The 12,929-nt window shown below is 49.9% G+C and carries 10 protein-coding genes and 1 riboswitch; of the genes, 6 read left to right on the forward strand and 4 right to left on the reverse strand.

Annotated elements, in window-relative coordinates; translation table 11 throughout:
* Positions 1–10: 10 nt before the first annotated feature.
* The gene (locus Q1B47_RS11590) at positions 11–1,384 is read right to left on the reverse strand and encodes an FAD-dependent oxidoreductase (protein ID WP_299793504.1); all 1,374 of its coding nucleotides are present in this window, start codon (positions 1,382–1,384) and stop codon (positions 11–13) included.
* A gap of 250 nt (positions 1,385–1,634) precedes the next feature.
* Here Q1B47_RS11590 and Q1B47_RS11595 point away from each other — a divergent pair, with 250 nt between their 5' ends.
* From Q1B47_RS11595 to Q1B47_RS11610, 4 genes are all read left to right on the forward strand, one after another.
* Positions 1,635–2,222 (forward strand): TlpA disulfide reductase family protein, encoded by a 588-nt coding sequence (locus Q1B47_RS11595; RefSeq protein ID WP_299793506.1) that lies wholly within the window; start codon positions 1,635–1,637, stop codon positions 2,220–2,222.
* Positions 2,216–2,923 carry a gluconate 2-dehydrogenase subunit 3 family protein gene (locus Q1B47_RS11600; protein ID WP_299793509.1) on the forward strand — a complete coding sequence of 236 codons (708 nt, stop codon included), beginning with the start codon at positions 2,216–2,218 and terminating at the stop codon, positions 2,921–2,923. The genes Q1B47_RS11595 and Q1B47_RS11600 overlap by 7 nt, the downstream gene beginning before the upstream one ends.
* A gap of 58 nt (positions 2,924–2,981) precedes the next feature.
* Positions 2,982–4,661, forward strand: coding sequence for a GMC family oxidoreductase (locus Q1B47_RS11605; RefSeq protein ID WP_299793512.1), 1,680 nt, complete (start codon positions 2,982–2,984; stop codon positions 4,659–4,661).
* A gap of 303 nt (positions 4,662–4,964) precedes the next feature.
* Positions 4,965–5,180, forward strand: coding sequence for a dodecin (locus tag Q1B47_RS11610; protein ID WP_299793514.1), 216 nt, complete (start codon positions 4,965–4,967; stop codon positions 5,178–5,180).
* Positions 5,181–5,322: 142 nt separating this feature from the next.
* Here Q1B47_RS11610 and queG read toward each other — a convergent pair whose 3' ends face one another.
* Complete coding sequence (gene queG, locus Q1B47_RS11615; protein WP_299793516.1) at positions 5,323–6,510, reverse strand: tRNA epoxyqueuosine(34) reductase QueG; 1,188 nt, start codon at positions 6,508–6,510, stop codon at positions 5,323–5,325.
* A 206-nt stretch (positions 6,511–6,716) separates the two neighbouring features.
* Here queG and Q1B47_RS11620 point away from each other — a divergent pair, with 206 nt between their 5' ends.
* Complete coding sequence (locus Q1B47_RS11620; RefSeq protein WP_299793518.1) at positions 6,717–8,093, forward strand: MFS transporter; 1,377 nt, start codon at positions 6,717–6,719, stop codon at positions 8,091–8,093.
* A gap of 111 nt (positions 8,094–8,204) precedes the next feature.
* On the opposite strand, the gene add is transcribed toward Q1B47_RS11620, so the two are convergent.
* Positions 8,205–9,200 (reverse strand): adenosine deaminase, encoded by a 996-nt coding sequence (add, locus tag Q1B47_RS11625; RefSeq protein WP_299793520.1) that lies wholly within the window; start codon positions 9,198–9,200, stop codon positions 8,205–8,207.
* 98 nt (positions 9,201–9,298) lie between these two features.
* Positions 9,299–9,398, reverse strand: a riboswitch (purine riboswitch).
* 379 nt (positions 9,399–9,777) lie between these two features.
* On the opposite strand from add, the gene Q1B47_RS11630 reads away from it, so the two are divergent.
* Positions 9,778–10,584: an ABC transporter substrate-binding protein gene (locus tag Q1B47_RS11630; protein WP_299793522.1), complete on the forward strand. Its 807-nt coding sequence runs from the start codon at positions 9,778–9,780 to the stop codon at positions 10,582–10,584.
* Here the strand turns inward: Q1B47_RS11630 and Q1B47_RS11635 are convergent, their stop codons facing one another.
* Positions 10,585–12,501, reverse strand: coding sequence for a diguanylate cyclase (locus Q1B47_RS11635; protein WP_299793525.1), 1,917 nt, complete (start codon positions 12,499–12,501; stop codon positions 10,585–10,587).
* Positions 12,502–12,929 lie beyond the last annotated feature (428 nt).

Consider the following 12,929-nt stretch of genomic DNA (forward strand, 5'->3'; position numbering starts at 1 on the left):
CCAGATTAAGCTATTTTCTTCCGCTGTGAAACCTATTGGGATCGAAAGGGGTGAGGTCGACGCTGGTTTTTGAATCTGTGATTATCTCGCTCACCAGCTTTCCGGAGATAGGCCCCAGGCTTAACCCCATCATGGCATGGCCTGTCGACACCGTCAGGTTAGCGTATTGGTGGTAGCGACCTATGATAGGTAACCCATCCGGAGAGCAGGGCCGTAAGCCCGACCAGAACTGATTTTGGTCGATACCATCCCCGTCGAAGCCGGGCAGGTAACGAGCGGCCGATTTGAGCAGGCCTTTGACTCTCGATGGATTGATCCCCGGCCTCTGTTGAGCACAGAGCACTCCTAGCTCCATTGTGCCGCCGAAGCGGATCTCATTCTTGAAAGGGGTGACCGCGACCTTAGCCTCGCTGAGAATGAAGGGGGTCTTACACTCAAAAGTGGCGCGAGTATTCGGTTCATTTGAGCTGTTACTCAGGGTGATGCTGATCCCCTTTCCGGCCTGAACGGGGAGCTTCAAGCCTAAGCGAGCTGCCGTTTCTCCCGACCAGGCACCGTTGGCAAGTATAAACTCGTCGGCGTTGATGACCCTTTTTTTGTCGTCTTTAATGTAGTTTGCCGAGATCAGTTTGTCCTGTCCGGCGCAGCCTGCAATCGCTTCATCGCCCGAAAGCGAGCCGGTATTAAAGCACGTGATCTCGGCGTGCTCGATAAATTCAACCCCGTCATCTTCGAGGTGGGTTCTTAAGCTGCTGAGCAGTTCATGGGGCGCTATGTGTGCATCCTCCGGATAATGAGCGGCGCCGATAACATCGAAGTCGATATCGGGTTCCAGAGACTTAAGCTCATCGGGTCCGAGCATTCTGGCATTAATGCCCAACATATTGGCCTGTCTGACCGTTTCAGCCTCATCCCGTAAGCCTTTCTCCGTCTTATAGAGCATTAACAGCCCCCGGTGATAAAACTGAAACTCCAGTGCATCTTCATCATGGAGCTCTTTATAAAGGGCTAATGACTTAAGGTTGATATCTAAGATAGCCTCTTGGCTATCTAAGGTGTGTTGTTTGGTGCATTTTTTTGCGAAGGACCAGAGCCAGTGCAGAAAGCCGGGATTGAGGCTCGGACGCACGAAGAAGGGGCTCTGCGGGTTTAACATCCATTTGAGTCCTTTGAGTATCATACCCGGCGCAGGTAGCGGAATGAAATGGCTGGGGGTAATGTAGCCGGCGTTACCAAAGGAGCAGCCTTTGCCAATCTCGCCTTTGTCTATCACAGTGACCCTTTTACCGGCTTTGTGGAGGTAATAGGCGCTGCAGAGTCCGATAATTCCCCCACCGATAATTGCGACCTCGTTACTTTCATTCAGATTAGGTTTCGGTTTCATCGTCTCTGTCCGTGGGGAGTTAATGATGACAAGCTACCTTGGGTGGGTGGTTAAAACTTGTTCTGAATCAAATTTTCACCGAAAAGTGATTTAACATGAATTATTTTGTAGATGAATACGGTCTGTTAATTGAATGTAGCTGCAAGGTTGTCGGTTTTGGGTTTATCCTATAGTGATAGCTGAGTCGATGTCGCGGTCGGGTGTTTTTAATGGGTTGGGTATTTTCGATATAGGGCTGAGGAACTGTTATATGTATAGGGTCATCTCATCACTGTTTAAGTTACGCCGCTCGGCTAGTCAGGTCGTGGCGCTGCTCTTTGCCTTAACCCTTACGTTTTGTATTAATGCCGAGCCCTTAAGTGTCGGGGAGAGAGCCCCCGACTTTACCTTAAAACAGACCGATAACAGCACTTTCACCCTGAGCGATTACAGGGGGAAACGCTCCGTCTATCTGGTGTTCTGGAATACCTGGTGTGGCTATTGTATGAAGAAGGTACCGGATCTGATAGCCATCGAACGTGAGTTTGGTGAGAGGGTGGAGTTGCTGGCTATCAACACCGGCTGGAGCGATTCGTTAGCCGAGATATCTCAGTTTCAGGCCCGGTTCGAGCCTAATTACGCCATAGCATTCGACGATAATGCCGATGTCACCCACAGGTACGGCGTGATCGGTACGCCTACCAGTTTTCTTATCGATATAAACGGTGTGATTAGGCAGGTCGATGGCATCACCCATACACTGGCGGCCAACATTGAGCGCTGGAATCGTCTCTCAGCTACCGAGGATAATGCCGTGTCCCTGGCCGGCGTGGCGTGTGAAAAGGAGAGCCTATGCTAGAAAAGAGCCGGCTAGAAAAATGTGTACGGGAGAAGCTTAAAGTATCATCGTCTGATGGTAAGGGGCTCTGCGTTGCCGCAGAGGCCAAGTGTAAGAAGGGCTCGATTAAACCCGAATATGTCAGTGCCTATGATTCAGGCCTCAATCGACGTGCTTTTTTGCGGCAGACGGGAGCCGCGGCCGTGTTACTGGCTCTGCTTGGAACCAAACCCGATGTGGCATTGGCACAGGATCCTGTGTCATCCACGGGGGAGGCACAGGGTGGGTTTGATGCCCACAGCCGCGCCGTTATCGAGGCGGTGCAGCAGCAGCTGTTTCCCGATGATGGTGACGGCCCTTCGGCCAGGCAGCTCAATGGGTTCAGGTATCTGACCTGGGCGCTGGAGGAGCCGGATAATGTTGCCGATGGCGATAAGGCGTTCATTTTAAGAGGCGTAGGCTGGTTAGAGGAGCAGTCAAAGAGTACGCAGGGGGAGAGCTTTGTAAAGTTAACCCCGGCTGCACAGGATGCTGTGATGCGGCAGATATCTCAAACCAGAGCCGGTGAAAATTGGCTATCTCTGCTGCTCTACTATCTGCTCGAATCACTGACACTCGACCCCATCTATGGTGGTAACCCGGATGGCATTGGGTGGAAGTGGCTCGAACATCAACCAGGCTTTCCCCGCCCCGTCGAAGGGAAAACCTATTTAGATTTTTAGCTAATTAGATTTTAGTTAATCTAGCTCCGCTTGGTTTCAGGATTAGGCCGGATAACATATGAAAAAAACACACGAATTTGATGTCTGTATCGTAGGCAGTGGCGTAGGTGGTGGCCCCGTGGCTTATGAGCTCGCTAAGGCGGGCTACAAGGTCGGTGTGCTCGAGAAGGGGAAGTGGTTCACTGAGAGTGATTTCTTCAAAGATGAGCAACTGGGACGCCACCGGGTATTTAGATCTCAATTCAGGGACGAGCGTCATACCTTAGAGGAACCCAACGGTGATGGCAGTTGGTCGCGTGATACCACCGCACAGTTTTGGGGCGGTAATATCGTCGGAGGTGCCTCTAACTTTATGAGTGGCTACTTTCATCGCCTCAAGCCGGAGGATTTTCGCTTAGTCAGTGAATATGGTGAGATTGAGGGGGCCAACACCGTCGACTGGCCGATTAGCTATGATGAGTTAGAGCCCTATTACACTAAGGTTGAGCAGCTTGTCGGCGTATCGGGCAGGGTGGTTCAACACCCCCATCTTGAGCCGCGTTCGACCAAAGACTTTCCCTTTCCTCCCACTGCCGAGCATCCGGTGGCGCAGAGGTTCGACTTAGCCTGTCGGAAGCTTAAACTCCACCCCCTTCCCATGGCGCGGGCTATCTTGTCGGTGCCCTTTAATAGCCGCATGAGCTGTGAGTATTCGGGCTATTGCGGTAGCTATGGCTGTCATTCCGGAGCCAAGGGCAGCTCCCGGGCAGCCTTGTTAGATGACGCCGTTGCAGGTGGTAATTGCAAGGTTATCACCCAGGCGAAAGTATATCGGCTCAACAGCGATGAAAATGGCAGGGTGAGCTCTGTCGATTACTTTGACAAAGATGGCGCCTCTGTACGGGTGCGGGCTAAGGTCTTCGTGGTAGCCTGTTACGCTATCGAGAGCGCGCGTCTGTTATTAAGCTCAAAGGGTCATAAGCACCCCGATGGCATAGGTAACAACAGGGGACAGGTTGGTAAAAACCTGCACTGCTGTGCCGGCGGGACGGGGCATGGCGTATTTAAGCTCAACAAGCTCACCGACCCCGAAGCTAAACAGCTCAAGATTCGGGGACCGTTTTTTAATCGCGCCCTGCAGGATTGGTATGTGATCGATGACAGGTCGGTTTCTGATAAACCGATAAAGGGCGGTACCTTAGATTTTGTGTTCGATCCGCCATCTCCCACGGCCGAGGCGGCGGGGCTGAAGTGGGAAGGAGATAACCTGCTCTGGGGCACGCCGCTGAAGCAGAAGATAAAGTCGCACTTTACCCAATCGAAAGATTTTAAGTTCGAGGTGTTCTGTGACTGGCTGACAAACGATGAGTGCTATGTCAGCTTAGACCCTGATGAGAGGGACAAGTGGGATCAACCTGTGGCTAAGGTGCGTGCCGGTTTTCACCCCCACGACGAGAAGGTAGCGCAGTATTTGGTCGACCGCGGCGTAGAGGTGATGAAGGCCATGGGGGCAGACGAGGCTTGGGGCAATGTGTTTACCTCGCCCACCTCCAATCTGGTTGCGGGGGGCTGCCGCTTCGGCAATGACCCGGATACCTCGGTGCTGGATAGAAATTGCCGGGTACATGACTGCGATAATCTCTATGTGACCGATGGCAGCTTTATGCCCAATGGTGGCTCAGTTACCCCGACACTGACCATCTATGCCAACGCGTTTCGGGTCGCGGATAAGATATTGGAGGAGATGAGTCAGTTATAAGCGGTAAGTTTTAAGTGGTATGTAAAGACTAGTGTTGAGACTATGGCTCTGGACATCGTTTCATAGACGACAGGCTAGACCTTGTAGGAGCGGGCTTTAGCCGCGAAGCTGTTTAACGGCTCAGAACTTATGGACTGGGTGGTGAAATGATTGAAGCTGCTGGAACCCGGAACCCGGAACCCGGAACCTTTCTTTCCAAAATAAACTGAAATCTGTGACAAATATGGCCTTTATGGTGAGCAGGTTGAGATATCCCTTCTATACTTAATTTACTGAATATACTCTCTAATCCCGGGATTCAATATGAGCCATACATATAAAATCATTGAGATAGTCGGAACATCGCCAATCAGCTCCGATGAGGCGATAAAGAATGCCGTTAAGACCGCAGGCCAGACATTACAACACCTCAGGTGGTTTCAGGTCGTCGAGACCCGCGGACATCTGGAGGCGGGGCTAATTGCCCACTGGCAGGTGACACTGAAGATAGGTTTTACACTAGAAGAGCCGGAAGATTAAGAGGCCTTAAGTGATAAGTTTTAAGTCATAAGTAACTGCAAGCGATTAAGCGGTTCGCTTGGTCGCTAAGTTGATTACAATTGTTTAGTTTTGAACTTATAGCTTATCGCTGTCTTTGTTCTTTCTTGAGCTTAGCACTTCTTTAAGCATCCCTTGGCAGGCCTTTCTCTACACTGCGTATGACCCTTTGGGTCTTTCGGCTGAGTCTGTCTGAGCCTGCATCTTTCATCTGCTGCACCTCGATGGCCCAATCGATATGTTCGATAACCATCTCATCCACTTCATCTGACTCTCTTCTCTCTTTAAGGGCGGTGATGATCGCTTCTGACCACGGAGCATTACCCAGTGCGATGGCAATATTTCTCAGCCAGCGCTTGTGTCCGATTCGTCTGATGGGACTGCCTTCGGTGAGCTTGAGAAATTGCGATTCACTCCAGTTGAACAGCTCCAGTAACTCAGGCTGTTGAAGTGGCTCGCGGGTGTGGAAGTCGCTCTCATCGGTCAGTGGTGCCCCGGCATTAACCGGGCAAACAAGCTGACAGTCATCACAGCCGTAGATACGATTGCCGATCAGTGGCCGGAACTCTTCGGGAATAGCCTCCTGTAGTTCAATCGTCAGATAGGAGATACAGCGGCGACCATCGACAATATAGGGTTCGACTATTGCGTTGGTGGGGCATGACTTGATACAGGCAACACAGGTATTACACCCCTCTGACACCGGAATGTCGACAGGCAGAGGCAGGTCTATGAAGAGCTCGCCTAAGAAAAACCAGCTACCTGCATCCTGATTGAGCAACAGGCTGTGTTTTCCGGTCCAGCCCAGTCCGGCCTTGTCGGCGAGGGGGCGTTCCAGCACCGGAGCCGAGTCGACAAAGGGTCTGAAACCTGGCTTGCTGGCTCCCAGTTTGACCAGTTCAGCTTCTATCATCTGCCCCAGCTTTTTCAACCTGTTGCGGATCATCTTGTGATAGTCCCGGCCGCCGGCGTATCGTGAAATATAGGCCAGATTCGGGTCGCTTAAGTTGGTGGCAAACCCAGCTTTGGGGGGCAGGTAATCCATGCGGGCGGAGATCACTCTGATTGTGCCCGGATGAAGCTCACCGGGGCGAGCCCGCATCATGCCATGGCTCTCCATATATCCCATCTCTCCATGGTACCCTTCATCGAGCCACTGCTGCAGTTGAGGTTCCTGAGCTGTCAGATCTGTGTCGCAAATTCCGACTTGAGCGAAGCCAAGCTCCCGCCCCCACTGCTTGATCTGCATAGCAAGCCTGGTGAGATCGCCAGGTGAGAGTGTATAAGGTTGGCTAAGGGGTGTGTCTGACATAGATAACTTCAGGGCTATTGGCAAAGGTGAACAGCTATATGATAGCAGTATTTATGCTATCGACTAAAGCTCTGGAGATAACCCATGTAATGTGATTGTAATTCATATATTCTTAATGCTCTTTTGGCATGATTGTTTAAGCGAATGCTCCCTATGTGAAGCCGTTTTGGATATTTCGCTCTCTTTCTCAGTGAACAGGTTGTGGTTTGAAAGGCAATAACAGTAAACACAGTGGAGCAGTTGCAAGCAAAAACGATATCGCCTTAGCTTGTTCGCTTTCGGACAGGAGTGGTGTCAACGCTTCGAGTACCCCTATTATTTTTTATGGCTGGTGGATTGTCCTCTTTTCAATCATAGGCTTATCTCTGGGTTACAGTGTGATGACCATGTCCTTCGGTGCATTCATCAAGGAGTTCGAACAGAGCTTTGGTTGGACGCGGGGTCAGATATCTTTTGGCTCTACTGTCATAGGTATCACGGCTATTCTCTTCTTTCCCTATGCGGGTGGATTGGTAGACAGGTACGGGGTTAAGAAGATCCTGCTACCCTCCACCTTTGTCTTTGGCCTTGTCATGGCCTCCATGTCGCTGCTCACTCCATCAATTTGGCACTTCTATGCCATGTGTATTCTTATCCCACTCCTTGGGGCAGGTACGGCACCACTCACATACTCCCGCTTGCTTGTGAGTTGGTTCGATAAGAGGCGCGGACTTGCCTTGGGAATAGGGTTGAGCGGTGTGGGGCTGGGGACCGCCCTGGTGCCGTTTATCGTGTCTTATTTCATCGAGCACTATAGCTGGCGAGAGGCGTACCTCTTCATCGGTGGGTTGATTGTGCTGCTGGTCTGGCCGATTGCCAGATTAGTCGTTGCCGATAAACCCCGGGATAGGGGATTAGCGGCAGATGGTATGCCAATGGACGAGGAGGCGAAAGCTAAGCTTCCCCTGAATCGTCATGAAAATTTCAAGCTGGGTTTTACCGCTAAAGAGGCGCTGGGGCGCAGAACATTCTGGTTGATGGTGGGCTCGTTTATTATCACGGGGTTGACCACCTCTACTGTGCTGGTTCATCTGGTGCCTATGATGATGGACAGGGGAGAGAGCCTGCATGAGGCCGTGGAGACCTTTGCCTACCTGGGGATCTCGATAGTCGCAGGGCGATTAGTTGCAGGCTATCTGATGGATAAGTTCTTCGCGCCTTACGTGGTGGCCATCTTCATGCTAAGTCCGGTTGTCGGTCTGGCAGCATTTGCCATGGGGGCCACCGGAGAGATGGCGGCGATATCAACCGGCCTCATCGGTATTGCCATCGGTGCAGAGTTTGATGTGATGGCATATTTCACGACTCAGTATTTCGGCAAACGCTCATTCGGCGTCATCTATGGATACGGCTACTCCGGCTTCAAGTTGGGCGCCAGTATAGGCCCTCTGATTATGGGATTGACCTATGACCGATTGGGTCGTTACACCGAGGTGCTGTGGATTATGTCAGGCACCATGGTGGTTGCCTGTATACTCATACTGTGCATGGGGCAGTATCCGACACTTCCCTCGAGAGAGGTGGCGGCTAAGACAGGGGGGTAACCCTGCTGTAAAGCCTGCGCCTGCTCACCGCCGGCAGTTGCACTTGCAATAAAAAAGGGAAACCCTTCATGAGTTTCCCTCTATTGGCAGACCGCTTGCTAGACCTATAAGTTATTCGGCGTACTGCAGCAGATGTTGTTTGACCTCATCGGAGGCGAACGCCTGCTCGACACTGATCCTGTAGATGTTGAAGTAATCTTCACGACTCAGATTGAACTCCTCTACTACCTTACGCACCTCATCGGTCATAGTGGTGTTAGACACGGTGCGATTATCGGTATTGATGGTGGTGGGCAGGTTGGCCTGATAGAACGCCTTAAACGGATGCTCGCTTAACTTATCCACCGCTTTGGTCTGGATATTACTGCTGGGGCAGGTCTCTAAGCCGATGTTGTGCTGTTTGACTAAGTCATAGGCGCCCTGATGGCCTGTGATATGGATGCCGTGACCGACGCGCTCGGCATTAAGCAGTGATACCGCATCATATACATTCTGGCCAACCCCTTGCTCACCGGCATGTATGGTGATGTGGTAACCCTTCTCTTTTGCATATTTTGCATAGGGAATGAACTCCTGACAGAAGCCCGGTAGCTCTGCACCGGCGAGATCGAAAGCGGCAACCCCTTTACCTAAGAAATCCGTGCCGGCATCGATAACGGCATTGATGTTATCTTTGGCAAAGGTTCTTAAGATAGAGAGGATATAATTTCCCTTGATATCATATTGAGCTTCGGCGCGCTGCATACCCTTGACGGCGCTGTTGATGATCTGTTCGAAACTCAGACCCTGCTGCTGATGCAGTTGCGGACCGAAACGGACCTCGAAGTATTTTACGTTTTCCCTGGCTGCATCTTCAAAAAGCTCAAATGAGATACGCTCAATTCCGGCTTCGGTCTGCATAACTGACAGGGGCAGGTCGAAACGCATCAGGTACTCTTCAAGGTTTTGACAAGTCTCAGGCGCTATCATTAATGAGTTGATCTCATTGATATCCTGGCTTGGTAGAGGGATGTTTTGCTCTTGTGCGAGATCGATAATTGTTTGCGGGCGGACGCTGCCGTCTAAGTGACAATGTAGATCGATCTTGGGCAGGTTAAAATAATTCATGAGTCTCTACCTTTATTGGATAGTACCTAAATATGAATGCAGTCTATAAATTGAATTAAACAGTTCTACCTATAGAAATAGTACATATTTTGGATAGTGCATAAAGTTACAGACTTCATAATCAAGAATTTGTGGCTCTTGGTAGAAACTCCCAAACCATATCATTGGGATTATACGAAGCTATTCGAACGCGTAGATTAACATTACGATAAAATCGTCGCAATATATTAGATTTACAAATCATTCAAAAAATTTCATTTTTGTCTTCCTTTGAGCACTAATGTCGCTGCAAATCGCTATGGTTTTACAAATACCGGTCTGAAAGTTACCGTACTCTTACTTTTATACTTACGGGTTACTCAGTTACCACTTCAGCTTTGGGCTGCTTAGACTCGGGCATAGGTTAAACTTACTATATTGAGTCAAGAATATGGGGGAATGGTTACAGCCAGCTTGAGTGGCTCGCTATGGCTTGACCGGATTTAAACTGATACTGTCTGGCTTGAAGCTTAAGCTAAGTCTCAGACTATGGCGGAGAGATTTTTATGGATGAGTTGTTTTGTAACTTTGGAGTCTTATGGGGCGTTTGGGTCAGTTAACTTTGCTCGTGTTGTGTTCATCACTGCTAGCTATTTATTGTATCGGAAATAGGGCCGTTGCCGGGCAGACAGAGGCTGAGTTACGATTACTCACCGAGCCCTGGGAGCCGGTATCTTATGAAGTTGAGGGCGTAGCAAAAGGCTTTGCTGTCGAGCTGGTAAATCACTTGCAAGCTTCGATAGGAACCAAACACCCGATCGAGGTTCTTCCCTGGGCCAGAGGTTTCGCGATCGCCACCTCTACTCCAAATGTGCTCCTCTTTGCCACCTCTGTAGATGAGCAGCGTCGAAAGCAGTTTGACTTTGTTGGCCCTATTCTGACGAGTAATATCTCTCTCTATACCAGAGCCGAAGACACGATCGAGATCGATTCAATGGAGCAGGTGAAGAGGGCCGGAATAATCGGCGCATATCGCGGCTCTTTGGGAGAGGGGGTGTTGAGGCGCTCGGGCGTAGAGCAGCTATTGATCGCCAGCTTTCCCCATCAAAATGCGAAGCAGTTGATGCGTGGCAGAGTACGGTTTTGGTGTCAGGCCGATATTGCGGTCAACAGCTTGTTGGCAAAGGTAGGGGGAGATCCTGAGCGGGTCAGGCCTGTGTTTGTTATCTCAAAGCTCGAGCTCTATCTGGCTTTTTCAAAGGGAACCGATGAATCTGTGGTAACCCGCTGGAGTGAGGCACTCATTAGGTTTAAAGACTCTGGCCAGTACAGCAAACTTTATCACCGCTGGTTCAAAGAGGTGCGCGAACCGGGTGAGACAGAGATACTGTGGCGGGAGAGGTGATCAACCCTTAGAACTGTTGGTATCAGAAGCGGTTAAGCCAGTGTTGTTGATGACCCGGTTTCTTCCCTCAGACTTGGCCCGATAAAGAGCACTATCGGCTCGTTGAAGCAGATCTGAGAAACTCTTATCCTCCTCTTGTGCGGCAACACCGGCACTGATTGTTATCTTAAAACCTTCGGCTATCTCATTAAGCTCAGTGTCGGCAATCGTCTTAACGAGCCGCTCGGCTATCTCGCTGGCTTGTTCGAGTGTGGTATCAGGCAATATTATCAGAAACTCTTCGCCGCCTACCCGGCCAACGAGATCGCTTTTTCTCATATGGTCGCGGCTTATTTTTGCAAGTTTTATCAGTGTCTTATCGCCTATGTCATGGCCGTAGTTATCATTGATCGATTTGAAATTATCGGCATCGAAGAGAATGATCGCCAGTGAAGGTGGTGTAATTGAAAATAGCTTTTCACCTGTGGCGTACGTATGCCTGCGGTTAGGAAGCTGAGTCAGGTGATCTGTCATGGCGAGCACTTCCAGCAGCTTGGACTTTTGTGCCTGCTTGAAGGCAAAGAGGGAGATGATCAAGATGATAATGAATGCCAGCACCAGTACCACGTATTGCAGCAGTTTATTCTGTTGCATAATCTCGAGCTCATGCTCTTTGATTCTCTGATGCTCGACTAAACGCTCATTTTCAGTCTCAATCCGCTTGGTATTGAAGCGGGTGCGCATCTCTGTGGTACGGTTAGATTGTAGCTTTGCATCCAACTCGTTGTGCAGAACAAGGTACTGCTCCAGTGAGGCGAAGGCTTGCTTCCAATTCTGTTGAGTGCTGAAGGTTTGGCTTTCCAGGAGAAGAAGTTGCGCCATCCCCCGGGTGTTCTTAACCCTGGAAAACGCCGCTTTCGCCTCTTCGAGTTCAACTAAGGCTTGAGCGGGATCCGCCTGCATCAGATGCACTTGAGCCTCGAACAACTTCATAAAACTGTAGAAGGCTTCATCATCCGGTTTAATCGTTTGATTCGCCTCATTCAGATACTGCTTTGCTTCATCGATTCGGTTTAATTTCAGCAGTGTTCCTGACATATTGACGGCAATAGTGCTCGCCCCCCGGATGCTTCTCTGTTCGGTCCAATACTTGTAAACCCGTAGGTATTTATCCAGCGCCTGTTCATACTCTCCAAGCTCCTCCAGCGCAATGGCCATCTCTGACAATATGCCGGTTGCCGAGTTCATATCGCCGAGTTCGATGAACTTATCTTCGAGCTGTCGGTAATACTTGATAGCAGTTTGAGGGTCACCGAACCTTCTATAGCTGGTCGCCAGCTCTGTTAGGTTGTAGAGGGACCAATATTTCAGCTCCAGGCTGTCATATAGGTGCTGAGCCGTGATCAAGTCTTCCAGCGCCTGGGCAAAATTGCCCTGAAACGAGTAGATGGCACCACGGATGCTGCGTACATCGGCGATAAGTTTAGGTGACTCCAGTTGATAAGCGTCTCCTACCAGCTGGTTGTACTCCTCCAATGCCTGCTCGACACGCCCCTGATGTTGATAGAACCAGGCACGGCAAAGTTTAATGTCGGTGAGTAATTCAGGGACCTGACTAATTTTCTCGGAAGTTAAGTTGGTATTGGCAAGTTTAATCGCCTCTGCCCTCTGCTTTTCATCGGTAGGGTCATGATTCCAGCAAAGTACACTCTGTAGCCTGAAGTAATGGGGGACGTTATCGATTGATATCCGTGCTTTAAGATACTGGATTTTTTCGGTCAATTCGGCGGGAGTGATTGCAACCCCGCTCTCTATTTCGTCAAAAACCTTGTCGATATCGGTTTGTTCGATGGCGAACAGAGAAGATGAAAAAAGCGCAGAGCAGAGGCCGAAACTTATCAGCAAAAAATATACTCTGCTCAGCCATTGTTTATTCATCTTATTGGACTAATGCCTTTGATCTTATTCATCATTTAAACATAGCATACAGTTTTCCCTATCCGCATGCACTTATTGTATTAATTAACCATCAATTAGGTTTTTATCAATGAGCTTTATGTCGGCTAATACTACACCCACCTTCAGGCCGTTGTATACTTTTGTCTTGTCGGGAGGTTCCCGGGTAAGAGACTTTTGCATTTGAGCCTGTCTGCGGGTATAACTGCACGCTTTATTATCCGGACATGAGTGAGTCGCTTACCCTGGTTACAGCCGGGTTGCCGGAAATGAGATAAGCATCATGTCGAAGGTGCCTTGGTGGCCGCCGCTATCGGTGTGTCATCCGGGATCTATTTTGAACCCCATAAAGGTACCTCCCTCGCCCCGGTTGCGGGAGATGGCAATTACGCCTATGTGTGAGTGGAATG

The organism is uncultured Shewanella sp., from assembly GCF_947501225.1.
Taxonomy (GTDB): domain Bacteria; phylum Pseudomonadota; class Gammaproteobacteria; order Enterobacterales; family Shewanellaceae; genus Shewanella.